The organism is Pseudomonas resinovorans NBRC 106553 (assembly GCF_000412695.1).
GTDB lineage: Bacteria > Pseudomonadota > Gammaproteobacteria > Pseudomonadales > Pseudomonadaceae > Metapseudomonas > Metapseudomonas resinovorans_A.
The window spans coordinates 3643344-3669199 of the sequence record NC_021499.1 but is presented as its reverse complement, the minus strand read 5'-3'; the positions used below and the strand labels follow the sequence as shown (position 1 = coordinate 3669199).

25 protein-coding genes are annotated in these 25856 nt (G+C 66.5%); 13 read left to right on the top strand and 12 right to left on the bottom strand.

Annotated features, from left to right (window positions below; translation table 11 throughout):
- Window positions 1-63: 63 nt before the first annotated feature.
- Window positions 64-474 (bottom strand): PA2817 family protein, encoded by a 411-nt coding sequence (locus PCA10_RS16455; RefSeq protein ID WP_016493199.1) that lies wholly within the window; start codon window positions 472-474, stop codon window positions 64-66.
- Between the two features lie 71 nt (window positions 475-545).
- Complete coding sequence (locus tag PCA10_RS16450) at window positions 546-2993, bottom strand: acyl-CoA dehydrogenase (protein WP_016493198.1); 2448 nt, start codon at window positions 2991-2993, stop codon at window positions 546-548.
- Window positions 2994-3145: 152 nt separating this feature from the next.
- Between PCA10_RS16450 and PCA10_RS16445 the strand changes: the two genes are divergently transcribed.
- The 6 genes from PCA10_RS16445 (at window position 3146) to PCA10_RS16420 (ending at window position 9476) form a co-directional block, all read left to right on the top strand.
- Complete coding sequence (locus PCA10_RS16445; protein ID WP_016493197.1) at window positions 3146-3808, top strand: transglutaminase-like domain-containing protein; 663 nt, start codon at window positions 3146-3148, stop codon at window positions 3806-3808.
- An 87-nt stretch (window positions 3809-3895) separates the two neighbouring features.
- Complete coding sequence (locus PCA10_RS16440; protein ID WP_016493196.1) at window positions 3896-4813, top strand: AAA family ATPase; 918 nt, start codon at window positions 3896-3898, stop codon at window positions 4811-4813.
- On the top strand, window positions 4813-5760 hold the full coding sequence (locus PCA10_RS16435) for a DUF58 domain-containing protein (RefSeq protein ID WP_016493195.1): 948 nt from the start codon (window positions 4813-4815) through the stop codon (window positions 5758-5760). Before PCA10_RS16440 ends, PCA10_RS16435 begins: the two co-directional genes overlap by 1 nt.
- The gene (locus tag PCA10_RS16430; protein ID WP_016493194.1) at window positions 5757-7745 is read left to right on the top strand and encodes a transglutaminase TgpA family protein; all 1989 of its coding nucleotides are present in this window, start codon (window positions 5757-5759) and stop codon (window positions 7743-7745) included. Before PCA10_RS16435 ends, PCA10_RS16430 begins: the two co-directional genes overlap by 4 nt.
- Window positions 7746-7801: 56 nt before the next feature.
- Window positions 7802-8563, top strand: coding sequence for a CHAD domain-containing protein (locus PCA10_RS16425; protein ID WP_016493193.1), 762 nt, complete (start codon window positions 7802-7804; stop codon window positions 8561-8563).
- Between the two features lie 115 nt (window positions 8564-8678).
- Complete coding sequence (locus PCA10_RS16420; RefSeq protein WP_016493192.1) at window positions 8679-9476, top strand: acyl-CoA thioesterase; 798 nt, start codon at window positions 8679-8681, stop codon at window positions 9474-9476.
- Between the two features lie 100 nt (window positions 9477-9576).
- On the opposite strand, the gene PCA10_RS16415 is transcribed toward PCA10_RS16420, so the two are convergent.
- The 3 genes from PCA10_RS16415 to PCA10_RS16405 all read right to left on the bottom strand — a co-directional run bounded on the left by PCA10_RS16415 (window position 9577) and on the right by PCA10_RS16405 (window position 12425).
- Window positions 9577-9933 (bottom strand): Mpo1-like protein, encoded by a 357-nt coding sequence (locus PCA10_RS16415; RefSeq protein ID WP_016493191.1) that lies wholly within the window; start codon window positions 9931-9933, stop codon window positions 9577-9579.
- Between the two features lie 98 nt (window positions 9934-10031).
- Window positions 10032-11513, bottom strand: a complete 1482-nt coding sequence (locus PCA10_RS16410; RefSeq protein ID WP_016493190.1) for a methyl-accepting chemotaxis protein — start codon at window positions 11511-11513, stop codon at window positions 10032-10034.
- 105 nt (window positions 11514-11618) lie between these two features.
- Window positions 11619-12425, bottom strand: coding sequence for a TatD family hydrolase (locus PCA10_RS16405; protein ID WP_016493189.1), 807 nt, complete (start codon window positions 12423-12425; stop codon window positions 11619-11621).
- A gap of 234 nt (window positions 12426-12659) precedes the next feature.
- Here PCA10_RS16405 and PCA10_RS16400 point away from each other — a divergent pair, with 234 nt between their 5' ends.
- Window positions 12660-14081: an MltF family protein gene (locus PCA10_RS16400; RefSeq protein WP_016493188.1), complete on the top strand. Its 1422-nt coding sequence runs from the start codon at window positions 12660-12662 to the stop codon at window positions 14079-14081.
- A 101-nt stretch (window positions 14082-14182) separates the two neighbouring features.
- A complete protein-coding gene (locus PCA10_RS16395; RefSeq protein WP_016493187.1) occupies window positions 14183-14617 on the top strand; it encodes a DoxX family protein in 435 nt (144 codons plus the stop codon).
- Window positions 14618-14662: 45 nt separating this feature from the next.
- Here PCA10_RS16395 and PCA10_RS16390 read toward each other — a convergent pair whose 3' ends face one another.
- The 3 genes from PCA10_RS16390 to thpR form a co-directional block, all read right to left on the bottom strand.
- Complete coding sequence (locus PCA10_RS16390) at window positions 14663-15700, bottom strand: lipase secretion chaperone (RefSeq protein WP_016493186.1); 1038 nt, start codon at window positions 15698-15700, stop codon at window positions 14663-14665.
- A 49-nt stretch (window positions 15701-15749) separates the two neighbouring features.
- Window positions 15750-16694, bottom strand: a complete 945-nt coding sequence (locus PCA10_RS16385; protein ID WP_016493185.1) for a triacylglycerol lipase — start codon at window positions 16692-16694, stop codon at window positions 15750-15752.
- A 211-nt stretch (window positions 16695-16905) separates the two neighbouring features.
- Window positions 16906-17436: an RNA 2',3'-cyclic phosphodiesterase gene (thpR, locus tag PCA10_RS16380; RefSeq protein ID WP_016493184.1), complete on the bottom strand. Its 531-nt coding sequence runs from the start codon at window positions 17434-17436 to the stop codon at window positions 16906-16908.
- A 197-nt stretch (window positions 17437-17633) separates the two neighbouring features.
- On the opposite strand from thpR, the gene PCA10_RS16375 reads away from it, so the two are divergent.
- Complete coding sequence (locus PCA10_RS16375; protein WP_016493183.1) at window positions 17634-17942, top strand: hypothetical protein; 309 nt, start codon at window positions 17634-17636, stop codon at window positions 17940-17942.
- 46 nt (window positions 17943-17988) lie between these two features.
- Here PCA10_RS16375 and greB read toward each other — a convergent pair whose 3' ends face one another.
- The 3 genes from greB to PCA10_RS16360 are packed head-to-tail and all read right to left on the bottom strand — an operon-like array spanning window position 17989 to window position 21708.
- A complete protein-coding gene (greB, locus tag PCA10_RS16370; protein ID WP_016493182.1) occupies window positions 17989-18486 on the bottom strand; it encodes a transcription elongation factor GreB in 498 nt (165 codons plus the stop codon).
- A 34-nt stretch (window positions 18487-18520) separates the two neighbouring features.
- The gene (locus PCA10_RS16365; RefSeq protein ID WP_016493181.1) at window positions 18521-21025 is read right to left on the bottom strand and encodes an ABC transporter permease; all 2505 of its coding nucleotides are present in this window, start codon (window positions 21023-21025) and stop codon (window positions 18521-18523) included.
- On the bottom strand, window positions 21025-21708 hold the full coding sequence (locus PCA10_RS16360) for an ABC transporter ATP-binding protein (RefSeq protein ID WP_016493180.1): 684 nt from the start codon (window positions 21706-21708) through the stop codon (window positions 21025-21027). Before PCA10_RS16360 ends, PCA10_RS16365 begins: the two co-directional genes overlap by 1 nt.
- Window positions 21709-21718: 10 nt before the next feature.
- On the opposite strand from PCA10_RS16360, the gene PCA10_RS16355 reads away from it, so the two are divergent.
- The 3 genes from PCA10_RS16355 (at window position 21719) to PCA10_RS16345 (ending at window position 23698) form a co-directional block, all read left to right on the top strand.
- A complete protein-coding gene (locus PCA10_RS16355) occupies window positions 21719-22324 on the top strand; it encodes an arylesterase (RefSeq protein ID WP_016493179.1) in 606 nt (201 codons plus the stop codon).
- Between the two features lie 56 nt (window positions 22325-22380).
- Window positions 22381-22662 carry a hypothetical protein gene (locus PCA10_RS16350; RefSeq protein WP_016493178.1) on the top strand — a complete coding sequence of 94 codons (282 nt, stop codon included), beginning with the start codon at window positions 22381-22383 and terminating at the stop codon, window positions 22660-22662.
- 73 nt (window positions 22663-22735) lie between these two features.
- Window positions 22736-23698: a L,D-transpeptidase family protein gene (locus tag PCA10_RS16345; protein ID WP_016493177.1), complete on the top strand. Its 963-nt coding sequence runs from the start codon at window positions 22736-22738 to the stop codon at window positions 23696-23698.
- 164 nt (window positions 23699-23862) lie between these two features.
- On the opposite strand, the gene oprI is transcribed toward PCA10_RS16345, so the two are convergent.
- Window positions 23863-24114, bottom strand: coding sequence for an outer membrane lipoprotei OprI (oprI, locus tag PCA10_RS16340; protein ID WP_011335311.1), 252 nt, complete (start codon window positions 24112-24114; stop codon window positions 23863-23865).
- A 454-nt stretch (window positions 24115-24568) separates the two neighbouring features.
- Here oprI and PCA10_RS16335 point away from each other — a divergent pair, with 454 nt between their 5' ends.
- On the top strand, window positions 24569-25840 hold the full coding sequence (locus PCA10_RS16335) for a hypothetical protein (RefSeq protein WP_016493176.1): 1272 nt from the start codon (window positions 24569-24571) through the stop codon (window positions 25838-25840).
- Window positions 25841-25856: the final 16 nt, after the last annotated feature.

Below are 25856 nucleotides of genomic sequence, written 5' to 3'. Positions count from 1 at the left end.
CGGCGTTGCTGGGAAGCAAGGGGGAGCGGAGCAGGGGCGGCATGGACGCCGCCCCTCGGGGAATCAGTGCTTGTTGCCTTCCGTGGGCAGGGCCAGCAGCTGTTTTTCCTGGTTCCAGTCGAAGGGCTTGCCGTTTTCCTCGGCTTCGTAGCGGCGTTCGTCGAGGCGCTGGAACATGTCGATTTCTTCGTCCGGCATGAAGTGCAGGCAGTCGCCGCCGAAGAACCAGAGCAGGTCGCGCGGCACCAGGTGGGCGATCTGCGGGTAGCGATGGAAGACCTGGCTGATCAGGTCCTGGCCCAGGTACTGGCTGCCTTCCGGGTCGCGTGGCAACTCGCTCATCAGTTCGTCGAAGCGCTCGACGAAGAGGGCGTGGTTTTCCTCGGGAACCTGCTCGGCCTCGCGCAGGGCGACCAGGATGCTGCGCAGGTGAGCGAGCAGGGCGAGGTGGTGGTCGAGGTAGGGATTGGCCATGGTGGATTTCCTGAAGCTGAATCGGGCGCGGGATTATAAGGCTCCCCGCGCCCGCTGTCCTGCCCGTGGACTCAGCGGATCTTGCCGGCGCTGGGTTGCAGCTCCGCCTTGGCGAAATCGTCCACGTCTATTACCCGCCGCCGCGCACGTTCCGCCTCGCGCAGCTGCGCCGCGCCCTCGGCATCGACAAGGCCCGCAGCCAGGGCGGCGTCGATCGGCGCCTCGCCCGCTGCGGGCTTGAGGCTGCCGTCTTTCAGCGCCTCTCGCAGTTTGCGTTGCAGGGGCTGGGTGGCCCTGGCCTGGTCGATGGCCTGTTGCAGCGCCCCCACCGGGTCGTCGGCCCCTTGCGGGCGGTAGCAACCGGCGAGCAATTCTTCCAGGGCCGGGTCGCCCCGGTCGCGGCCGATCACGGCGGCGACTTCGGCGTCGAGCTGGTCCGAAGGGCCGGGATGGCGGCGGCCGAGAGGGAACACCAGCACCCGCAGCAGGCCGCCCATGACGGCGTTGGGGAAGTTGTCCAGCAGGCGGTCCAGGGCTTGCTCGGCCTTGCCCAGGCTTTCTTCCAGGGCCCAGCGCGCCAGGGGTTGCAGGTGCTCGGGGGCGTCGCGGTCGTGGTAGCGCTTGAGCGCCGCCGAGGCCAGGTAGAGATGACTCAATACATCGCCCAGGCGCGCGGACAGCCGTTCGCGGCGCTTCAGTTCGCCGCCCAGCAGCAACATGCTGCTGTCGGCCAGCAGGGCGAAGGCCGCGGCCAGGCGATTGAGGGCGCGGAAGTAGGGGCGGCTGAAGTTGTCGCCCGGCGCATCGCCCAGCAGCCCCAGGCCGAGACCCAGCAGCAGGCTGCCGGCGGCATTGCCGACGGCGAAGCCGATGTGTTGCAGCAACAGCTGGTCGAACTCATCCAGTGCGCGGTCGCGGTCCTCGCGAGCGGCCAGGGCCATTTCCCTGAGTACGAACGGATGGCAGCGGATCGCTCCCTGGCCGAAGATCATCAGGTTGCGCGAGAGGATGTTGGCGCCCTCCACCGTGATCGAGATGGGCGCCCCTTGCCAGGCGCGGCCGAGGTAGTTGTTCGGGCCGAGGATGATGCCCTTGCCGCCGTGCACGTCCATGGCGTGGCCGATGCATTCGCGGCCGCGCTCGGTGAGGTGGTACTTGAGGATGGCCGAGAGCACCGAGGGTTTCTCGCCCAGGTCCACGGCGCTGGCGGTGAGGATGCGCGCGCTGTCCATCAGCCAGGCGTTGCCGGCGATGCGCGCCAGGGCTTCCTGGATGCCCTCGAAGGTCGCCAGGGGCACGTTGAACTGCTCTCGCACGCGGCAGTACTGGCCGCTCACCAGGCTGGTGAACTTGGCCGCGCCGGTGGCCGCCGCCGGCAGGGAGATGGAGCGGCCCACCGAGAGGCAGTTCATCAGCATCATCCAGCCCTTGCCGAGCATGTCCTGGCCGCCGATGACGAAGTCCAGCGGCACGAACACGTCCTTGCCCGAGTTGGGACCATTCATGAAGGCCGCACCCAGCGGCAGGTGGCGACGGCCTATGTCCACGCCGGGGGTGTCGGTGGGGACCAGCGCCAGGCTGATGCCCAGGTCTTCTTCCGCGCCCAGCAAGTGCTCGGGGTCATGGGCCTTGAAGGCCAGGCCGAGCAGGGTGGCCACGGGGCCCAGGGTGATGTAGCGCTTCTCCCAGGTCAGGCGCAGGCCGAGCACGTCCTGGCCCTGCCACTGGCCCTTGCAGACGATGCCGACGTCGGGCATGGCGCCGGCGTCGGAGCCGGCCAGGGGGCCGGTGAGGGCGAAGCAGGGGATGTCCTCGCCGCTGGCCAGGCGTGGCAGGTAGTGGCTGCGCTGCTGGTCGGTGCCGTAGTGCAGCAGCAGTTCGGCCGGGCCGAGGGAGTTGGGCACCATCACCGTGGACGCCAGGTCGCCGCTGCGGGTGGCCAGCTTCATCGCCACCTGGGAGTGGGCATAGGCGGAAAAGCCCTTGCCGCCGTACTCCGTGGGGATGATCAGGGCGAAGAAGCCGTGGCGCTTGATGTGTGCCCAGGCCTCCGGCGGCAGGTCCAGGTCCTGGCCGATCCGCCAGTCGCTGACCATGGCGCAGAGTTCTTCGGTGGGGCCGTCGAGGAAGGCCTGTTCCTCTTGCGTCAGTTGCGGACGTGGTGAGTCCAGCAGCTTGCGCCAGGCCGGGCGACCACTGAACAGCTCGCCGTCCCACCAGACGGTGCCGGCCTCGATGGCGTCGCGTTCGGTGTCGGACATCGGCGGTAGTACGCGCTGGAACCAGGCGAACAGCGGCGCGCTGAGCCACTGTCGGCGCTGCGCCGGCAGTGCCAGGGGAAGGGCCACGGCCAGCCAGAGCAGCCACAAGGGCAGCATCAGCCAGAACGGCGCGTGGCCGAGCCAGCCCATCAGCAACAGGTAACCGGCGACCAGGGCCAGGGCGGGCAGGGGCGCCGTGCGGCGATAGGCGAGAACGGCGACGCCCAGGAGCAGGGCGAGTAACCAGAGCAACAGCATGGTCGATCCTCCTTGATGGCGGCGCGTGGCCGCCTCGAGCTTAGTCGCCGGCCATGGACATGGCGACAGAAACGCCGAGCTTGGCCGGAATGTCGTACCCCGTACACTGGAGCGCTGGATAGACTGAGGCCACTGCCCCGAGGAGATTCCCCATGCAGCGCTACCTGGAACCCGGCCGCTTCGTTGATAGTGACCACCCCCTGGTGGTCGAGTTCGCGGAAAAACACCGTGGCGCCAGCCGCGACCCCATCGAGCAGGCCGTCAGCCTGTACCACGCGGTGCGTGACGAGATCCGCTACAACCCTTATGTCTTCAGCCGCGATCCGCAAACGCTGAAAGCCAGCCACGCGCTGGCCGCGGGCGAGTCCTACTGCGTACCCAAGGCGATCCTGCTGGCCGCCTGCGCGCGGCATTGCGGCATCCCCGCACGCATCGGCCTGGCCGACGTGCGCAACCACCTGGCCACGCCCCGGCTGCTGGAGCTGCTGCGCAGCGAAGTGTTCGCCATGCACGGCTACACCGAGCTGTACCTCGACGAGCGCTGGGTGAAGGCCACGCCTGCCTTCAACCTGGCCCTGTGCCGGCTGTTCAATGTGGCGCCGCTGGCATTCGATGGCCGCAGCGACAGCGTCTTCCACCCCTTCAATCGCGAGGGCGAGCGCTACATGGAGTACCTGGCCGACCATGGCCAGTTCGCCGACCTGCCGGAGCAACTGTTCTTCGACCACCTGGCCGGCGTCTATCCGCATCTGTTCCGCGAGGGCGCGACCCTGCTCGCCGGCGACCTGCACGCCGAGGCCGGGTCAGCGAGCTGACGCACAGTTTCATGAGTAATGTTTGCCGGGCGCTATGCCATTGCCCGGCCGGCCAGTAGCATCGTCGCATTGCACAGGGAGCGACGAATGCGAACCAAACTGGATGCCTGTCTGCACGCGGTCAATCAGGTACTACTGGGCAAGGAGGCGCAGGTACGCCTGGCCCTGGCCTGCCTGCTGGCCCGCGGGCACCTGCTGATCGAAGACCTGCCCGGCATGGGCAAGACCACCCTGGGCCATGCCCTGGCCAAAGTGCTGGGGCTGGGCTTCCAGCGCATCCAGTTCACCTCCGACCTGCTGCCCGGGGACATCCTCGGCACCTCGGTGTTCGACAAGGACAGCGGCCAGTTCATCTTCCACCCCGGCCCGGTGTTCGCCGAACTGGTGCTGGCCGACGAGATCAACCGCGCCACGCCAAAAAGCCAGAGCGCCTTGCTGGAGGCCATGGAGGAGGGGCAGGTGACCATCGAGGGCGCCACCCGGCCGCTGCCGGAGCCCTTCTTCGTCATCGCCACCCAGAACCCGGTCAGCCAGGGCGGCACCTTTGCCTTGCCGGAATCCCAGCTGGACCGCTTCCTCATGCGCCTGTCCCTCGGCTATCCGGCCAAGGCCGCGGAGAAGGCCCTGCTGCAGGGCGAGGCGCGCCGCGAGCTGCTGCCGCGCCTGGAGCCGGTATTCACCCACGCCGAGCTGCGCGCGATCCAGGCCGAAGTGCCCAAGGTCATCGCCCGTGACGCCCTGGTGGACTACGTGCTGCGCCTGGTGGACGCCACCCGCACCCAACCGCAGTTCGCCTGGGGCCTGTCGCCGCGCGCCAGCCTGGCGCTGCTTTCCGCGGCCCGTGCCTGGGCGCTGCTGGCCGGGCGCGACTACGTGATCCCGGAAGACGTCCAGGCCGTGCTGCCCTCGGTGGTCGGCCACCGCCTGCGCGAGCGCGCCGATCCGGCCGGCCATGGCGGCGGCGCGCTGGTGCAGTGGCTGCTGCGCGAAGTGCCGGCCCTCTGATGCTGGAAGCCCAGGTCGCCCGCTGGCTCGCCCGGCGCATCCCGCCGGCCAGCCAGGTCCGCCTCGATCAGCGGCGCATCTTCATCCTGCCGACCCGCGCCGGACTGGCCTTCGGCCTGGCCCTGGTGCCGATGCTGTTGGTGGCGATCAACTATCAGAACAGCCTGGCCTATGCACTGACCTTCCTCCTGCTGTCGGTGTTCCTCGTGGCCATCCTGCACACCTTCCGCAACCTGGCGGGGCTGACCCTCAAGGCCGCCGGCGGCGCGCCGGTGTTCCTCGGTGAGCAGGCGCACTTCCATTTCATCCTGGAAAGCGCCGGCCGCGAGCACCAGGCCATTGCCGTGGGCTGGCCGCCCTTGCCCCTGCAAGTGCTGGATGTACCCGCCAGGGGCGTTTGCCCGGTGGAGCTGCACCTGCCCACCGAACACCGTGGCTGGCTGCGGCCCGGGCGCCTGCGGGTCGAGAGCCGGTATCCGCTGGGCTTGCTGGTGGCCTGGAGCTGGATCGACCTGGACCAGGCGCTGCTGGTGTACCCCCATCCGCTGGCGGGCGACCTGCCGCTGACGCCGGGGCAGGGCGAGGATGAGGAGGATGACGGCCAGCATGTGCTGGGCGTGGGGGCCGACGACTACCAGGGGCTGCGTGCCTACCAGCCGGGAGATTCGCGCCGGCGCCTGCACTGGAAGGCCTATTCCCGTGGCCAGGGGCTGTTCGTGAAGGAGTTCGCCGCCCTCGCCGGGCGCGATCTGTGGCTCGACCTGGAACGAGTCGATGGAGGCCTGGAGCAGCGCCTGGGCATGCTCTGCCACTGGGTGCTGCAGTTTTCTTCCCGTGGCCAGCCGTTCGGCCTGCGCCTGGGCGGCCAGGTGCTGGCGCCGGACGTCGGCGAAGCCCACCGTGAGGCCTGTCTGCGCGCCCTGGCGCTGTACGGCCACGCCCGATGAAGGCCAGCCTGCCGATTACCCGCATCGGCCTGACCTGGCTGCTGGTGGCCCAGGTGCTGGTGATCCTGCCGCACCTGCCGTACCTGCCCCTGTGGATCATCGCCATGTGGCTGGGCTGCGCGGCGTGGCGCATCCAGATCTTCCGCATGCGCGCAGAGTACCCCGGCCGCCTGGTCAGGATCGGGCTGATCCTGGCGGCCGGCCTTGGCGTGTTCTTCTCCAGGGGCACTTTGGTGGGGCTGGAGGCCGCCGTGGTGCTGCTGGTGGCGGTGTTCATCCTCAAGCTGGTGGAACTGCGCAGCCAGCGGGACGCGCTGGTGCTGATCCTGCTGGGCTTCTTCACCCAGGTCACCGCCTACCTGTTCAACGACGGCATGCTCGCCGCGCTATACAGCCTGTTGCCCGTCTGCGCCCTGCTGGCCGCGCTGGTGGGCTTGCAGCAGAGTCGCTTCGCCGAGCGGCCCCTGGTGCCGCTGAAGGCCGCCGGCGGCCTGCTGCTGCAGGCCATTCCGCTGATGCTGCTGCTGTTCCTGTTCTTTCCGCGCCTGGGGCCGCTCTGGTCGCTGCCGCTGCCCAGCGACAAGGGTGTCACCGGCCTGTCCGATGTGATGAGCCCGGCGGATATCGCCGAGCTCAGCCGTTCCGGCGACCTGGCCTTCCGCGCCAGCTTCGAAGGCCCCGTACCGCCGCTGAACCAGCTCTACTGGCGTGCCCTGACCCTGGAGCGTTTCGACGGCCGTCGCTGGTCCCAGACCCTGGGGGCCCAGCAGGGACCGGCCGCCATCTGGCGCCGGCAGGGCGAGCCGTTGCGCTACAGCATCGTCATGCAGCCCAGTGCCCGGCCCTGGCTGTTCGGCCTGGACGTGGCCGAGACAAGCGCCGAGGGCGTTCGCGCCCGCGCCGATTTCGGTCTGGAACGGCGCCGGCCGGTGGAGAGGCCACTGCTCTATCAGGTCACCTCCTGGCCCGCTGCGCTGCGCGAACCCGAAGGTGATCCGGCGACCTTGCGCCGTGCCCTGCAGTTGCCGCCGCAAGGCGATCCGCGCAGCCGCGCCTGGGCCGAGGAGCTGAAGCAGCGGCATGCCGAGCCGCAACAGTTGGTGGAGGCGTTGCTCGCCCACTTCAATCGCGAGCCCTTCGTCTACACCCTGAAGCCGCCGCCCCTGGGGACGGACAATGTCGACGCCTTCCTCTTCGATACCCGCCGTGGCTTCTGTGCCCACTACGCCGGCGCGATGACCTTCGTGCTGCGTGCCGCCGGGATTCCCGCGCGGGTGGTGGCGGGTTACCAGGGGGGTGAGCTCAACCCCAGTGGCAACTATGTGCTGGTGCACCAGTTCGACGCCCATGCCTGGGTGGAGTACTGGCTGCCGGGGCGTGGCTGGGTGAGCGTCGATCCCACCTTCCAGGTGTCGCCGAGCCGCATCGAACGCGGCCTGGAGGAGGCCCTGGCAGGCGAACAGAGCTTCCTCGAAGGTTCTCCGTTGTCGCCGCTGCGCTTCCGTCAGTTGGCCTGGCTGAACCAGCTGCGCCTCGGTTGGGACAACCTCAATTACGGCTGGCAGCGCTGGGTGCTGGGCTACCAGGGCGAGTTGCAGCTGCAGCTGGTTCGGGGCTGGTTCGGCAGCATCGATGGTCGCGCCCTGGGCATCGGCCTGGTGGCCGCGGGGGCGGTGTTGCTGGCGCTGCTGGCGCTGGTGCTGTTCGCGCCCTGGCGCCGCGAGCGCGACCGGCAGCTGCGCCAGTTCCAGGTATTCGAGCGGTTGCTCGCGCGCCATGGCGTGCAGCGCCGCAAGGGTGAAGGTGCACGGACATTCGCCGAGCGGGCCAGCCGCGAGCTGCCCCGCCAGGCGGCGCAGATCAGCGCCTTCCTTGCCGCCTTCGAAGCCAGCCGCTACGCGGATCGGCCCGCTGCCGACCCGGCCAAGCCGCTGCGCGCGCTGCGCAAGGCGTTGCCCTGGCGCCTGCGGGGTGTGCGCGGATGATCCATGCTGAGTAATGCCCTGCCCACACGCAGGCCTGATGTCTGGAGATGCCGATAATGGCCAGAATGCTGGACGACCTGATCGCTCAGGTCATTGGTCTTGAGGTCCGCCTGCGAGCCTGTGTCGAACGCCTGGCTGCGGGTACGGACGCGGAGGCGCTGCACGATCTGCGGGTGACCACCCGGCGCCTGCGCAGCCTGTTGCGCCCGCTGCGGGGACTCCCGGCGGTGGACGTGCTGAATGAGGCGGCGGCCGACCTGGCGAGGCTGAGTGGGCCGCTGCGGGACCTGGAAGTACTGATAGCCGAGCTGCGCGGCCATGGCCTGGATCGCCTCACCACCCCGCGCGAAAAGGCACGGCGCAGTGGTTACGCGCAACTCCTCCTGGCGCCGGAGTTGACGCGCCTGTTCCAGGTGTTGGAAGCCTGGCCGCACCTGATGCGGGTCTACGACCGCGAAAAGTTGATGAAGGCACCGCGCCAATCCGTTGAAAACTCCTTGCGCAAGAGCCGGCGCCGGCTCGAACGGGGCCTGCGTGATCCCGCCCACGACCGCCATCGCCTGCGCCTGCTGATCAAGCGCCTGCGCTATGGGCTGGACGCATATCAGGGCGTCGTCAGCCTTTCACCCAGGACCATGCGTCTGCTGGTGGGCGCGCAATCGGCGCTGGGTAAATGGCACGACAACCTGCAGTGGCTGGCCCGGGCCGAACATGAACCGGACCTGCGACCACGCGTGCGTGCCTGGCAGGTGGCGCTGCATGCGGCCGAAGTGCGCTCTGACCGGGTGCTGGAGAAGCTGTTGCGACGCCTGTCCTGAAGTACTTGGCGCATCTCCCCTCAGCCTTGGCGCGGCAGCCCTGCGGCGCACCTTTCGGCTGGGTGAGCCAATGCCCTAAGATCGCCGACTGGGCATTCGACTACAGGGATTTGCGATGAGATTTTCCGAATTGATCCAGGCCGCTCGCAGCAACCCGAGCGCCGTGGTGGTGCCTGCGGCCTGGGGACAGGGAAGGGCGGCCTTCGGTGGCGTGGTCGCTGCGCTGGCCTTCGAGGCCATGCGTGCGAAGGTCGAAGCGGGGCGACCGGTGCGCTCCCTGGCCACCACCTTCGTGGGTCCGCTGGAGCCCGAGGTTCCGGCCAGTTTCGAAGCCGAGCTGCTGCGCGAAGGCAAGGCCGTCAGCCAGGTGTTCTGCCGCGTGGTGCAGAAGGGCCAGGTGGTGGCGCTGGTGCAGGGCAGCTTTGGCGGCTCGCGGCAGTCGGTGGTGCAGATGGACGCCGAGCCCGCGCCCGAGATGAAGCCGGTGGAGGATTGCTACGAGCTGCCCTTCATTCCGGGAGTCACCCCGGAATTCACCCGCCACCTGGCGATGCGCTGGTCGATTGGCGGCTTGCCCTTCTCCGGCAGCCGCGAGCGTGACATGGGCGGCTGGGTGCGTTTCCGTGGCGACGTGGTTCAGGAGCCCCTGACCGAGTCCCACCTGCTGGCCCTGGTGGATGCCTGGCCGCCGGCCACCGTGCCGCACCTGCCGTCGCCGGCACCGGGCAGCACCCTGACCTGGACCATTGAATTCGTCCAGCCGCTGGCGGCGCTGGATACCCTCGACTGGTGCAAGTACCGCGCGCGCATCGAGCACGCGCGCGATGGCTATGGCCACGCGGCGGCGGCGCTCTGGTCGGCCTCCGGCGAACTGGTGGCCCTGAGCCGGCAGACCGTGGTGGTGTTCGGCTGATCGCGGCGGGGAGAGGTAGCGGTGCGCGCCATCCCCCGGATTACATCCGGGCTACGCTATCGCGAACGATCCCCGCGCCGATTCGAAGCGAAGGACGGCCTCAGCGCTTATTGCGCCAGTTGCGCCACCAACGGCCGCTGAGCAGGAAGCGTGGGAAGGTGACGAACTGTTCCACCAGCAACCGACCCATGGCGTCACGGCGGCCCGCGAAGGGTTCCGGTTGCTGGGCTTCGAGCTTGTGTCCCCGGGCCTGCAGGGCCAGGGACGCGGCGATGCCGATGATGCCCAGCACCAGGGGACGGAAACTGAAGCTGAACAATCCGTAGACCAGCGTGATCGCCGCCAGGATGAACAGCGGCACGGCGAGCACGTGGAGTATCAGGTTGGCGGGATGCTGGTGGTTGTCGGAGTAGCTCCGCCATTGCCACGCGTGCAGGTTGGGAAGTCGTTTGCCCATGGTCGGCTCCTCGAGGGAATGCCGGGAGCATAGTCCGGCCCTCGCGGGCCGGCGAATGCCTTCTGCCTATGGGGCGGATAGCGTCTTGTACTAGCCCATCAGGCGCGCAGCTTGAGCTGGCGGATGGCCAGGGACAGCTCGCTGGCCAGGCCCGCCAGTTGGTTGCTGGTGGCGGCCGATTCGACGGTCTGGCCGACCGTGAGTTCGGTGACGTCGCGAATCCCTACTACCGCGCGGGTCATTTCCTCGGCCACCTGGCTCTGCTGCTCGGCGGCCACGGCGATCTGGGTGTTGCTCTCGCGCATCTGCGCCACCGCGCCGGTGATGGCGGCAAGCGCCGCGCCGGCTTCGTGGGCGGCCTGCACGCAATCGTCGGCCTTGAGCGAGCTTTCCCGCATGAACTCCACGGCATCGCGGGTGCCGGCCTGGAGGGTGTTGATCATGCTGGTGATCTCGTCGGTGGAGTCCTGGACGCGCTTGGCCAGGTTGCGCACCTCATCGGCCACCACGGCGAAGCCGCGGCCCATTTCGCCGGCGCGGGCGGCTTCGATGGCGGCGTTCAACGCCAGCAGGTTGGTCTGCTCGGCGATGCCATGGATGACATTCACCACGCCGCTGATCTTCTGGCTGTCCTCGGCCAGGCGCTGGATGGTCTCGGCCGTTTGCTGCACGCCGGAGGAGAGCCCGGCGATGGAGGTTTCGACCCGCTCCACCACCAGTCGTCCGGCACCGGCCAACTGGTCGGCGTTCTGCGACTGGTCACGGGTATCGGCGGCGTGCTGGGCGATATGGTGGACGGTGGCGGACATCTCGTTGATGGCGGTGGCGGCCTGGTCGGTCTCGCTTTGCTGGCCGAGCATGCCCTGGCGCACTTCGCCCATGCTGCCGGCCAGACGCGCGGCGCCCTCGTCGAGGCGGGCCACTGCCTGGGCCACGGTGCTGACCACCCGTTCATAGCCGGCCTGCATGGCATTGAAGGCGCCGGCCATCTGGCCCACTTCGTCGCGGCTTTCCAGTGGCACGCGGGCGGAGAGGTCGCCGCTGCGCTCGACGTGCAGCATCACGCCCTTGAGGGTGTCGAGGTGGCTGAGCAGGAAGCGGATCAGCAACTGCGACGCGGCCAGCAGGGCGAGCATCAGCAGGAATACCGAAATCCCGTAGTCGAAGACGCGTGCGGCGAACACCTGGGCGAGGCTCGGGCTACTGGCGAGCACGGCGACGCGCTGGCCGTCGGCGCGGTCGAACACCTGGGCGCCGATTATGGGGTCGTCACCGAACAGCGCGTCGTGCTCCAGCGCGACCCAGCCATTGGTGTTGGCCAGGGACTGTCCGCCGGGCAGTTTCGCCGTGTCGCCGGCGGCGAAGCTGAGCAGCTGTGGCGAAGCGGGCAGGGGCTGGCCGGCGGGCCAGGACTGCAGCCATTGCGCCTGCGCCGCGGCGGCCTTGCGGGCGTCGTCGGCGCGGCCCTGCCGCTCCAGGTGGAGCGCATGGAGGACCAGCAAAAGGGTGGTGAGGAAGGCTACCGCATTGACGGCCCAGAACTTGTATTTGAGGGAGAGATCGCGAATCCAGGTGCCCATGATGTTCTTCTTGTGGCTCGGAAAGTATTGGCAAGGTGCCAGTATTTTCTGACAGGAATTTCCTGGCGGAATTGATCCGAATCAACAGGTGCTGGATTGCCTGGCTCAGTCGATGACTGGCAGGCCGAAGAAATCGCGGGCGCAGGCCGTGGTATGGCGCGCGAGGTCTTCCTGGGTTTCGCCGCGATGCTGCGCGACTTCCCGCAGCACTTCACCGAGAAACGCCGGCTCGTTGTGGCCGTGCTTGGGTTTGGGCCGCAGGCTGCGTGGGAGCAGGTAGGGGGCGTCGCTTTCCAGCATCAGGCGGCCTCGGGGGATGTCGCGTACCAGGCTGTGCAGGTGCGTGCCACGGCGCTCATCGCAGATCCAGCCGGTGATGCCGATGTGCAGGTCGAGGTCGAGGTAGCCATACAGGGCGCGCTTTTCGCCGGTGAAGCAGTGCACCACGGCGGCGCTCAGCCGGTCGCGGAATTCCCGCACTATCGCCAGCAGGCGTTCGTCGGCGTCGCGCTCATGGAGGAACACCGGCTTGCCCAGCTCCACGGCCAGGGCCAGTTGTTCTTCCAGGGCTTTCTCCTGCAGCGGGCGTGGCGAGAAGTCCCGATTGAAGTCCAGGCCGCATTCACCCACCGCGCATACGCGTGCCTCGCCCAGCAAGGCGCGCAGCTGGCGTTCGCTATCGCTGTTCCAGTCGCTGGCTTCATGGGGATGGATGCCGGCGGTGCTGAACAGGCGCAGACCGCTTTCGTCCAGTTGTTCGGCTGCCAGCAGGGCTTTTTCGCTGTCTTCCGGATTGGTTCCGGTCAGCACCATCTGGCAGACGCCGGCGGCCTGTGCGCGTTCCAGCAGGGCGCGTGCGTCGCGGGCGAGGCTGGGGTGGGTCAGATTGACGCCGATGTCGATGAGTTGCATCGTGCTACCTCAAGTTGGAGCAGGGCAGCATAACAAAGCTCGAAATAAATAAAAAAATCCAATAATTACATGAACTTGTAGGCGGATGTTGAAGTCGATACGACGCTTTTCCTGGCATAGGGCACGCAGCTGTGACACTCTCCGCGCCCTTCACTCGCCAGACAGCGATACGTGGCGCAGCAGTTCCAGAGGTTTGGGCGCGCGCTGACGCCCCGCCCAGTCCCTGGAGAATCGATGACGCGACCGTTGCTGTTTCTGCTCTGCCTGCTGGCGCTGTTGCCCGTCACGGCCAGCGCGCGCCTGGTGGGGCCGCCGGAGGTCTGGCAGCAGCCTGGCGAAGCCCGCGACCTGGCGCAGATCCGCCGTAGTGGCGTGCTCAAGGTACTGGTCAACCAGAGCCGCAACAGCTCGGGCGAGGTCAAGGGCCAGTCGGTCGGCATCGAGTACCACCGTATCCGCGCCTTCGAGCAGTACCTCAATCGCAATGCCCGCGATGGGCGCGAAATCAAGCTGAAGATCATTCCCATGCCCAAGGACCGGTTGCTGGCCGCGCTGCAGCGTGGCGAGGGCGACCTGGTGGCGCCTGGCGAACTGGTCGGCCACGGCGTCGGCGCCAATGTCAGCGCCAGTGCGCCGCTGCGCAAGGATGTGCCCATCGTGCTGGTCAGCCGCCAGGGGCAGCGGCGCTACCAGCGGCTGGAGCAGTTGTCCGGACGCAGTATCGCGTTGCCCGTGGGCAGCGCGGCCGGCGATGCGTTGCGCCAGGTGAACGAGCGCCTGGCGGCCCGCAAGCTGGCGCCCATCGTCATCGAATGGGTCGATTCGACCCTGGCGGTGGAGGATGTGCTGGAGATGGTCCAGGCGGGCATCTATCCGCTGACGGCGGTCGAGCAGCCCATTGCCGAACGTTGGGTCAAGGTGATGCCCAAGCTGCGCCTGGACAAGCACCTGGTGCTGGACCGGCAGGGCGACATGACCTGGTTCGTTCGCCGCAACGCACCGACGCTGCGCGCCAGCGTCGATCGTTTCCTCGCCGAGTACCGCACGCCGTCCGACCAGGACGCCGCCTTCCAGCGTATCTACCGACGCGTCTACAAGTTGCACAACCCGCTGGCGCGCACCGAGCGCCAGCGCCTGGAGCGGGTGCGGCCGGTGCTGCAGCGCTATGCCGACCAGCATGATTTCGACTGGCTCAACCTGGCCGCGCTGGCCTACAAGGAGTCCAGCCTGAATCCGGCCGCCAGGGGCGCCAGCGGCGCGACCGGGCTGATGCAGATCACCCCTGGCGCTGCACGTAGCGTGGGTGTCGGCAATATCCAGAAGCTCGAGAACAATGTGCAGGCGTCGGCCAAGTACCTGGCCAAGCTGCGGCGCAGCTTCTTCGCCAGCGCCCGGCTCGAGGAGCGTGAGCGCATGGCCTTCGTCCTCGCCGCCTACAACCTTGGCCCGCAGCGGGTGCAGGGCATGCGTGCCGAGGCCCGGCGCCGGGGGCTGGACCCCAACCGCTGGTTCTTCCAGGTGGAACGCATCGCCGCCGAGCAGATCGGCATGGGCGTGGTGAGCTACGTCAACAGCGTGAACAAGTACTACCTGGCCTTCGATCGCGAGCGTTATCTACTGGAACCTGCGGAAAGGCCTGTAAAAGCCAAAAAATAATCGAATAAATCGATTAATTGCTTAAGAATTTTGCGATTTTAATATCAAAAAGTTCTACTAAACTGGTGCTTATCGACTCCCCCAACACAAGGAACACCTCGATGAGCAGCCCGATCAAATCCATCCTCGCCACCAATGCCGGCTATGGCATCACCCTGCTGCGAGTCATCACCGGCCTGACTTTCATGGCCCACGGTGCGCAGAAACTCTTCGGCATGTTCGGCGGCCATGGCCTGGCGGGAACCGGCCAATGGATGGAAAGCATTGGCCTGACCCCGGGTTACCTGATGGCCCTGATGGCCGGCAGCGCCGAGTTCTTCGGTGGCCTGGCCCTGGTGATCGGCCTGCTGGTGCGTCCGGCCGCGGCCGCCCTGATAGTCGCGATGGTGGTGGCGATCTTCAGCGTGCACTGGGCCAGCGGCTTCTTCATCACCGAGGGTGGCTACGAATACGCCATGATCCTCGCGCTGATCAGCGCCACCCTGTTGATCGAGGGCGCTGGCAAGCTTTCCCTGGACCGCAACATCGCCGATTGAGGCGCTGTTCAAGCAAAAGGCCCGCTTTGGCGGGCCTTTTGCGTTTCAGGGTTTCTTCCTGCGGGCTTCCGCCAGGTCGGCCGCCGCTTGCAGGCGCAAGCGCTCCTGGGGATTGAAGCCTTCCTCCTGCAGACGCCCGATGGCGGCCGCCTTGTCGCTATCGCTGAGGCCGTCGTTGGCTTCTATACGGGTCTTCTCGTTCAGGTAGGCCTGCAGCCGTTGTTGCCATTGCAGGCGCTGGCGGTCCAGGGTTTCCAGCCTGGCCGTGGCTTCGGCCCCCACCATTTGCTGGCGCAGCTGGCGTACCTGCTCGGGGCTGCCACCGGCCGCCTGGAGCGCACCTACCTGGGCTCTGAGATCGGCCTGCAGCTGGCTTGCCGCCATCGCTTGCAGCGCATCCGGCAGGTTGTTGCGCAACTGCTCGACGGCTGCCGCCTTGGCCGCCGGGTCCAGGTTGTCGTCGCGCTGGATGGCCAGGCGCTGCAGGGTGAACGCGTTGTAGGCCTCGTCACTGGCAAAGAACGCCTGGTGCACCTCGGGGCTGAAGATCCGCGCCCGCAGCGCTTGCACGGCCGCTTCGCGCTGGCCCAGGGCGTTGAGGTCGGCCTGCAGGGGCAGGTCGCGCTCCAGCTGCACCAACTGGCGCTTGTAGTCCAGGTACTGCGCGAGAAGGGCCAGGGCCTGGCTTTCGGCGGGTGCCTGCAGTTGCTCGGCGATATGGCCGCGCAGTTGCAGCGCGCTGTTTTCCAGGGTGACTTCGCCGAGTGTGCTGAGGAAGTAGTCGAAGATGCGCCGGATATCTTCGGTGATCAGCAGGTTGCCCGCCGTGTCGAGGTGGAAGCGCCCGTCCACCTCGGTGCCGGCCAGCGATGGGGGGCGGGACTTGGCGGCGATTGCCCCGCTGGGTGGCGCATGCAGGATGGTGGGCCCGGTGGGTGTGGTGGCAGGTGGGGCAGGGGGCTCATCGGTTCTGGTGTCGGGGGTGCCGCCGCTGGCTGCGGGGGCGGGTGCGCCACCGGTTTGCAGCAGGATGGCCAGGACGCCGGCCAAGGCGATCGGAATCAGCAGCAGAAGTTTCTTCACTGGGGTTCTCGGCTCAGTCGAAAAGACGGGACCCGAAGGTCCCGCAGGATCACAGACCGTCGTTCTTCAGCCGGTTGGCCTGCTGACGATAGACGGTGACCGGGTCGGTTTCGAACAGGCTGGTGAGGCCCAGGGTCTGGTTGACCTCGTCGAGGTGGTTCATCCGGTAGTCGTCGCGGATGACTTTGCCCAGGTGCGAGCTGCAGCGTCCCACCAGGCCGTCGTTGGCTTCGCCGTTGAACGTCAGTGAGCTGGCGCCGAGCAGGGCGTCGCTGATGTCCAGCACATTGGTCAGGGGGCTGGTGCCGCTCCAGGAGTAGTAGCGCACGCCATTGACCTGGTAGGCACCCTCGCCGCAGGCCGTGGTCGGCAGGCCCTGGGGGAAGCGTGCGTTGAAGGCCGCGGCGCCCTGACTGTTGAGCGAGGCCAGGGAGCCGAGGGCGTTCTGCTGGAGTTCGCTGCTGCTGCCGGAGAGGAAATTGATCAGCGCTCCCAGGCCGTTGACTATGCCGGCAAGCAGGACTTCGCCGGCCGAGCCCGGCGGCACCTGACGGATGAAGTCGGCGGTGGCCGAGCCCTTGTGCGGCGCGCCGACGCTGGTGGCGGAGGCCACCAGGTCCGGGCGTACCGCTGCCACATAGCGGATGGTGGGGCCGCCATGGCTGTGGCCGATCAGGTTGACCTTCGGGCTGCCGCTGATGGCGACTATTTCCTCCACCTGCTCGAGGAGTTCTTCACCACGGGCTTCGCTGGTGTTCAGTTGGCTGACTTCGGTGACATAGACGCGGGCGCCGTCGCGGCGCAGTGCCGAGGGGATGCCGTACCAATAATCGACCCCAAGCAGGCTGTCGAAGCCGAGCATGCCGTGGGTGAGGACGATGGGGTAGCGGGTCTGGGTGTAACCACTGGAGCCGAACCAGAGTGCCTGGGCTTGCTCTGAGGCGACGAGGCCGGCTGCAAGGCAGGCGGCAATAGCTGTTTTCCTGTTCTTCATGTGCGCTCTCGACTGTTGTGCGTGGGAGGGCCTGACTGCATTCCATGGCGTGGCCACGCCCATCCTGGGCGTGCACTTCGAAGAGGGCGGAAGGCAGGAAACATGCCAGTCACGACAAGTTGTAGATGAACGCTCTGGGGTGCACTTTTCGCGGATGTTTACAACCGTTCACTAGAAGATGTCCGCGAGTTCGCTGTTACGCGGGGAAACGTCAGGCTGGGGCCTGAGGCCGCAATGGCCATTGGGCGAGGGTGTGGTAACGGGTACCGCGCGCGGTGTTTTCCGAGGCGTAGAGGGCGAATTCGCTGGCCGGCCAATCAAAGGCGGGGGGAGCCGAAGGGGGGAGTTTCGGGCAGTGGCGGGCGAGGGTCAGGTGGGGTTTGAAGTGACGGGTTTCCAGGGGGAATCCGGCTGCGAGCAGTTGTTCACGCAGGCCCCGTTCCAGCTCCATCAAGCTGGCGGGCACCTGGCTCGGTGCCAGGTGCAGCAAGCCATTCTTCCAGCGCGCCAGGCGGTCCAGGCGCAGGATGAAGGCCGTGGGTGTCAGGCTGGCTGCTATCGCGGCCAGGGGTTCGACCTGGCCACGGGGTTGCGAGCCGAGGAAGGCCAGGGTCAGGTGCAGGTTTTCGGGCGCAACCGGTTTGCCGTCCACGGGATTCTGCTTGCGCCACTCGGCAATGTCGTGCGCCAGTTGCGGGCAGCAGGGAATGGCGAAGAACAGGCGTAGCGGCGGGGTGCTCATGGGGAGCCTCGCGGGGTCCGATGGTCGCCTTGACAGTATTGCGCGCGCTTCTCTAGGATGTCGCCCCATGCGCCGATTTAGTCAGCTACTTGCGGGGCGCAGGAGTCTTCAGGGACTTCAAAATTCCGCTAAAGCGCTGGTTCGGTGTCGCCTCTCACCGCTGCCCAGCGGGATCAATGAGGCGGAGACACGACACCATGACCTGTCCCCAACCCCTGCTTCGACTAGCCCCCATCACCAGTGGGCTGGTTCTGCGCAATCCGCGAATTCTGCTCGGTGGTTCCCACCAGCCGACGCTGCTGCGTTATCTCGAAGGTTGGCCCAAGCGCTGGGGCGGCCCGCGCAATTTCCTCATCCAGTTCGTTCGCGAAGGCGAGTCGCTGTCCCGTTTTGCCAACGACAGTTTCGACATGGCCGTTATCCAGGCTCCCGCCACCGAGTTGCTGCCGGAGGTGCTCGGCCAACTTGTGCGCGTGGCGCGGCAAGGGCTGATTACCCTGCGCTGAGTCGCGGCGGGCTGCGCTCAGCCCATACTGCGGGGGATTCCGGGGTTCAGGGGTAGTCGATCTCGACCACATACCAGGTCTTTTCCCCGGTGGGGGTGCCGACCCGTACCTCGGCGTCCAGCGCCTTGCCCACCAGAGCGCGGGCCAGGGGCGAGTCGATACTGATCAGGTTCTGCTTCAGGTCGAATTCGTCGGGCCCGACGATGCGGTAGCGGGCCACCTCGCCATCCTCGTCCTCCAGGGAGACCCAGGCGCCGAAGTAGACCTTGCCCGGGTCCGACGGGCGTTCGCTGACCACCTTGAGGCTTTCCAGGCGTTTGGTGAGGAAGCGTACGCGGCTGTCGATCTCCCGCAGCATCTTCTTGCCATAGGTGTATTCGGCGTTCTCCGAGCGGTCGCCCTGGGCGGCCGCTTCGCTGACCGCCTGGGTGACCTTGGGCCGGCGTACGTGCCAAAGCTCATGGAGCTCGGCGCGCAGGCGGGCTTCGCCCTCCGGGGTGATCAGGGGCGTTCCGGCGGTGCGGGGCGGGCGATAACGGCTCATGACGGTCCTGCGCTGGTTCGGGAGGCAAAGCCTATCAAGCTTCGCGCAGGACTGTTAGCGGGCTGGCGTTGAGCGCGCGGCGCGTGCCTATCAACCCGGCCGAACCTACCAGCAACGCGCCCACCAGCGGCAGTAGAAGCAGCCAGGGATGGGGTTGCCAGTGCAGGTCGAAGGCGTAGCGATAGAGCAGCGCACTGACCAGTTCGCAACCGAGGGCGGCGAGCAGGCCGCTGCAGGCGCCGAGCAGGGCGAATTCCGCGCGACGGGCCTTCAGCAGGATCTGCCGCTCGGCCCCCAGGGCGCGAAGCAGTGCGCCTTGTCGAATGCGTTCGTCGAGGGTCGACTGCAATCCGGCGAAGAGCACCGCCAGGCCGGCGGCCAGCACGAACAGCAGGACGAACTCCACGGCCAGGGTGACCTGGGCGAGGATGCTGCGCAGCTGCGCGAGGATGGCTTCCACTTGCAGCAGGGTCACGGCCGGGAATGCGCGGGACAGCTCCACCAGTTCGCGGTCGTGGCGGGGCGGCAGGTAGAAGCTGGTGAGGTAGGTGACAGGCAGGTCCGCCAGGGTGTCCGGGGCGAAGATCATGTAGAAGTTCGGCTGGAAGTTGTCCCAGTCCACTTCGCGCAGGCTGGTCACCTGGGCGTCGCGCTGCAGGCCGCCGACGCTGAAGCTCAGGCGGTCGTTGAGCTTGAGGTTGAGGCTTTCGGCGAGTTTGGACTCCACCGAGACGCCCGGCAGGTCGGCGTTCGGCACGTCACTCCACCAGTGTCCCGCCACCAGCCGGTTGTCGCTGGGCAACTGGGCTGCCCAGGTCAGGCTGAGGTCGCGTTGCACGGCGCGCTCGCCCTGGGAGTCCTTGCTCACCAGCTGGCGTACCGGCTGGCCATTGATGGCGGTCAGGCGGCCGGGCACCACGGGATAGAGTGGTGCGGGATGGGGAGATAGGCTGGCGAGGCGACTGGCGAAGGCGTCTTTCTCGGCGGGCAGCACATTGAGGGCGAAGTGGTTGGGGGCGTTCTCCGGCAGCTGGTTCTGCCAGGTATCCAGCAGCTCGCCGCGCAGCAGGGCGATCAGCGCCATGGCCAGCAGGATCAGGCCGAACGCCAGGGATTGCCCGGCCGCCGCCAGGGGGTGGCGGAGCAATTGGCCGAGGCCCAGGCGCCAGGGAAGACTGGCACTGGCCAGGAGCCGGCGCAGGCCCGTGAGGCCAGCCAGTAGCAGGCCGCCCAGCAGCAGCGCGGCGATCAGGCCGCCGCCAAGCAGACCGAGGGTCAGTTTCAGGTTCAGGCTCAGGCGCCACATGATCAGGCCCAGGGCCAGGAGTGCGGCGCCATATATAAGCCAGGCGCTGGGCGGCAGTGGCAGCAGGTCGCGGCGCAGCACCCGCAGCGGCGGTACCCGGCCAAGGGCGGCCAGGGGTGGCAGGGCGAAACCGGCCAGGGCGAGCAGGCCGGTGGCGATGCCCGCCAGGGCTGGCACCACGCCGGCGGAGGGGATCACCGCCGGCAGCAGGCCGCCGAGCAGCTTGAACAGCACCGCTTGCGCGAGCCAGCCCAGCAGGGCGCCAAGGGCGCTGGCCAGGAGGCCCAGCAGCGCCAGTTGCAGGCCGAACAGCAGCAGGGCTTCGCGCCGGGAGAGGCCGAGGCAGCGCATCAGGGCGCTGGCGTCGTAGCGGCGGGCGGCGAAGCGGGCGGCGGAAAGAGCCACCGCAACGCCGGCGAGCAGCACGGCGGCGAGGCTGGCCAGGTTCAGGTAACGCTCGGCCCGGCCCAGCGCGCCGCCGATCTGGCGATTGCCCTGGCGGGCGTCTTCCAGGCGCTGATTGGCTTCCAGGCCGGGTTCGACGGCGGCGCGGTAGCGGCTGAGGATATCGTTCGGCCCACTCCAGAGTTCGCGATAGCGTACGCGGCTGCCAGGCTGGACCACGCCGGTGGCGTCGAGGTCGTCCAGGCTGATCAGCACCCGTGGGGTCAGGCTGTAGAAGTCGCCGGCGCGATCAGGCTCGTAGGTCAGCACGCGGGTGAGCTGCAAGGTCTTCTGGCCTACATCGATGCTGTCGCCGGGCTTTAGGCCCAGGGTGGCGAACAACCGGGCTTCGGCCCAGGCTTCGCCGGATTTCGGGCCGCTGCCTGTGGTTTCTTCGCCGTAGGGTTGCGCGGCGCTCTTCAGTTCGCCGCGCAGGGGGTAGGCGGGATCGACCGCCTTGACGCTGGATAGCTGGATGCCGTTGTCGGCGGCGATCACGCTGGAGAACTCCACCGCGCGGGCGTGTTTCAGGCCCAGTTGCAGGCCGCTGTCGAGCTGCTCGGCGCGGGCCGGCGACGAGCCGCTAAGCAGCAGGTCGGCGCCGAGGAATTCGGTGGCGCGCAGCAGCATGGCGCCGTTAAGGCGCGCGCTGAAGTAGCCGATGGCGCTGCTGGCGGCGACGGCCACCAGCAGGGAGAAGAACAGCACCCGCAGTTCGCCGCTGTGGGCGTCGCGCCAGAGTTGGCGCGCGGCCATGGTCAGCAGTCGGGCGAAGGGCAGGCGCCGCATCAGGGTTCCACCTGTTCGACCAGGCGACCGCCTTCGAGGCGGATCAGGCGGCGGCAGCGATGGGCCAGGCGTTCGTCATGGGTCACCAGCACCAGGGTGGTGCCGCGTTCCTGGTTGAGCTGGAAGAGCAGGTCGCTGATGCGCTCGCCGGTGTGGCTGTCGAGGTTGCCCGTGGGCTCGTCGGCGAACAGCACATCGGGCTCGGCGGCGAAGGCGCGGGCAATGGCGACGCGCTGCTGTTCGCCACCGGATAGCTGGCGCGGATAGTGACTGAGGCGCTGGCCCAGGCCGACCCGTTCGAGCAGCTGGCGGGCGCGGGGACGTGCGTCCTGGCGGCCTTCCAGTTCCAGCGGCAGCATGACGTTCTCCAGGGCGTTGAGGTTGTCCAGCAGCTGGAACGACTGGAACACGAAGCCGACGTGTTCCGCACGAACCCGGGCCCGCTGGTCCTCGTCGAGGCGCGACAAGGCGCGGCCGGCCAGGCTCACCTCGCCGCCGCTGGGCAGGTCGAGTCCGGCGAGCAGGCCGAGGAGAGTGGATTTGCCCGAGCCGGAGCTGCCGACTATGGCCAGGCTGTCGCCTTTGCCGAGGCTCAGTGAAAGGTCGTGAAGGATGGTCAGCTCGCCTTCCGCGCTGGGAACCACTTTGCTAAGGTTCCGCGCATCGAGAATGCTTGCGCTCATGGAGAATCCAATGCGTGCCTGGTTGTTGGGAGGCTGCCTGTCCCTGTTGCTGATGGCGCAGGGGGCCGTGGCGGGGACCGTGCTGGTCGTCGGGGATAGTATCAGCGCGGCTTTCGGGCTGGAATCCAGCCAGGGCTGGGTCTCGCTGCTGGAAAAACGCCTGGCCGAGAAGGGCTTCGAGCAGCGCGTGGTGAATGCCTCGATCAGTGGCGACACCAGTGCTGGCGGGCTCTCCAGGCTTCCCGCCCTGCTTGCCGAGCACAAGCCGGAACTGGTGATTATCGAGTTGGGCGGCAACGACGGATTGCGCGGTCAGCCGACTGCGCAATTGCAACAGAATCTTGCCAGCATGATCGACAGCGCCAAGGGGCAGGGCGCCTCGGTCCTGTTGCTCGGCATGCGCCTACCGCCCAACTACGGCGCGCGTTACACCACGGCGTTCGCCAACGTCTACAGCGCTCTGGCGACGGAGAAGCAGGTGCCGCTGGTGGCCTTCTTCCTCGAGGGCGTCGGCGGCGTGCCGGGAATGATGCAGTCCGATGGCATCCATCCCAATCTGCAAGCCCAGCCGCGCTTGCTGGACAACCTCTGGCCGACACTGGAACCCATGCTCTGACGCTTTTCCCGCGGCCCGCTTTCGGCTAAGGTTGCGCACCCTCCCTGGAGTCCTCCATGCCGCGCCCCGTCTGGTCCCTGTTTGGTTACAAAGTAATAGAGCCCGACGAGCAACTCGACCTGTTCGCCTGCCGCGAAGTGCGCCTGCATCTGGTGGCACGCCAGCTCGAACTGGGGGGCTTCGCCGACCGCACTCTCTGCGGCGGCCTGCTGCCAGCGCAGCCGCGCTGGAGTAATCTGGAACAGCAGTTGTTGCGTGATCGGCGTCTGTGCGCCAACTGCCGTTCGACCCTCGAATACCAGCGCCAGGGACAACAGTCGGTCTGGTCTGAGGTTTGAGGGCTCCCGGCGTGGCTCGCGTCGGTGTAGAATTCCGAGTCTTTTATTCAGCCAATTGGTCAAGGATCCTTGGATGTTGCCGCGCTTTCCAGCCGTCGCCCGCTCCCTGTCATTAGCGTCCCTGCTGGTGGCGGGCCCCGTCGCAGCCCTTGAGCTGCCCCTGCCTCCGCCCGGCGAAGACATCGTCGGCCAGGTCCAGGTGATTACCGCCAAGTACGAAGATACCTTCGCCGATATCGGTGTTGCCAATGACCTTGGCTACCTGGAGATGGTCGCCGCCAACCCCGGCGTCGATCCCTGGCTGCCGGGCGCGGGTACCGAGATCATCCTGCCGACCCGCTACATCCTGCCGCCGGGTCCGCGCGAAGGCATCGTGATCAACCTCGCCGAGTACCGCATGTACTACTTCCCGAAAGGGCAGAACGTGGTGCATACCTTCCCGCTGGGTATCGGTCGCGAGGGCTGGGGTTCGCCCATCGCCCACACCACTATTACCGCCAAGACTCCCAACCCGGCCTGGTATCCGCCCAAGTCGATCCGCGAGGAGCACGCTGCTGACGGCGATCCGCTGCCCGCCGTGGTGCCGCCGGGGCCGGACAACCCGCTGGGTCCGTTCAAGTTCAAGCTGGGCGTGCCGGGCTACCTGATCCATGGCTCGAACAAGAAATTCGGCATCGGTATGCGCGTCAGCCACGGCTGCTTCCGCATGCTCAACAACAACGTGCTGGCCCTGGCGGCCATGGCGCCAGTGGGCACTCCGGTGCGCATCGTCAACGAGCCCTACAAGTTCGGTGTCAGCGGCGGCAAGATCTACCTGGAGGCCCATGCGCCTCTGGACGACCATGGCGACCCGTCCGTGGTGGACAAGCACACCGCCGTGATCAACGCGCTGCTCAAGCGTGAAGAGCTGGTGAACAGCATCCGCCTGAATTGGGATGTGGTACGTGAAGTTGTCGCGGCCGAAGATGGTCTGCCGGTGGCAATTGCCGAGCCGGATTCGGCTGTTGCAGCCAGCGTGCCCAGCACCGAGATGTAAGTCGGTAGCTGTTTGAACGGAGCCCGCCGCGCGATAAGCCGGCGGGCTTTTTGTTGCCTGCCGATCGATGCAACTCAAGTTGCAGGAAACAGGGCCGGGTAAAAGTACCAGGCAATAAAAAAGCCGACCCAGCGAACTGGATCGGCTCTATAGCCAGAAGGCTATTACTTGCGGCTGGCTTTTTCCAGCATACGCAGGGCGCGCTCGTTAGCCTCGTCAGCGGTCTGCTGGGCTTTCTGAGCGGCGGCCAGAGCTTCGTCAGCCTTGCGATAGGCTTCGTCGGCACGGGCTTGAGCGCGAGCTGCTGCGTCTTCAGTAGCAGTCAGACGAGCTTCGGTTTCTTTGGATGCGCTGCTGCAACCGGTGGCCAGAACTGCGGCCAGAGCCAGAGCAGAGAATTTCAGAACGTTGTTCATCGTGTTCCCCTTAAGGTGGACATTTCCATAAAGCAATTCCCCGAGCTTGGGAAATTAGCCGGCGTACATACTACCCATAACTTGTAGTAAGTAAACTGACCTTGCGCAAGCCAAGCACATTTTTTTCAGCTTGCCGGCTAATTCACACGCAAACAACAGGGTCGCTGGTCAAAAAACCGTCAGATTGATTGTTCTTTGATCAGTCGAAATTCCAAGTGTAGGCCCAAGACAGCGGGGCGGTCGGGAGTCGGGGCATATTCTGACAAGCGTTGCCTCGATCTCCGGCTGGAGTGGGGCCGTTGGCGTAATCCGGCTTTGGAAATGGAACTTCCCGCAGAGAACCGAGAAATACTTCGGCTATACAAAGAGCGCGTGTGGTAGTGCCCATAGGCCACTGATAAGCTTGCCCAGCTTCCAATATCCAGTGCGAAGCGCAGACTTCAAGGACGTCACTATGTCGAAGATTCTCAAGTGGGGATTGCTTGCGGTTGTCGCCGTGGGCCTGATCATCAAGTTGTCGCTCTGGTGGTCGGTCAGGTCGATCATGGATGACGCGATTGCCAAGTTGTCGCCAGTGATGGATATCACCTACGGCGGGATTACTTCTTCATTCGATGGTCGAGTCGGCCTCGAGAACGTCCAGCTGCGTGTACCGGCAGCGGGCGACAGCCTCCGGGTGCGGCAGGCTGAACTCAAGTTCAAGAGCCTGGGCGAACTGCTCAGCTTCAAGGAACGCCTCGCCGAGGGCAAATTCCCCGAGCAGATGGCGGTCAGCCTGAAGGGCATCGCGCTGGATGTGCACGGACCCTTCATGCAGCAGCTCTACAACACGCCCGCCGAGCGCAGTGTGTTCACCGCGATGAGCGAAGTGGCCTGCGGCGACGTGCGCAATATAGGCACCGATGAACTGCTGGAGATGGGTTATCGCACCCTGGAAACCGATGCCGAGTTTTCCTATCTGTTCCAGCCCGGTGCACAGAAACTCAACCTGAACCTTACTTCCGACACGCGTGACATGGGTGAAGTGCGCCTGACCCTGTCCTTGTCTAACATGTCGGAGAAGCCGGGCGACCTCAGGGTAAATCCGCCGCATCTGTCCAGCGTCATCTTCGAACTGAACGACAACCAGTATCAGCGCAAGGTCCAGGAGTTCTGTGCGGCCAAGCTCGGCCAGACCGCAGAGACCTACCAGGCGACGGCGGTGCAGCAGTTCGACACGGCGCTGCGTAACCAGCGGATCGCCCTGGGTCAGCCGATGCTGGACGCCTACGGGCGTTACCTGAAGGACCCGCAGTCGCTGCGGGTGGAGTTGACCCCGAGCGAGGGCATGGCCTGGGATGGCCTGCAGTTCTTCGAGGCCAAGGATGTGGTGAGCATGCTGCGTCCGGCGGTGCTGGTGAACCAGGAGCTGGTGCAACCGGTCGAATTCGCGTGGGTCGACCCGGCGGCGCGTAACGAGCCTGCGGCACTGGAGAAGATCACCGCGGTTGAGGAAAATCAGGACAACGAACGTGCCGTACAGCAGTATGAGTTCGTCAATGTAGCCGACCTGTCGGGATATACCGGCAAACGGCTGCAGTTCATCACCTTCGATGGCGCCTATTACCAAGGTGTATTACACAAGGTGGAGAACGGAAGGGCCTATCTCAGCGTGCAGTTCGGTACCGGCACGGCGGAGATGTTCCTTAGGCTCGAAAAGATCGATAAGGTACGGGTACGGTTTTAGATTCCTCAGAGGAGTA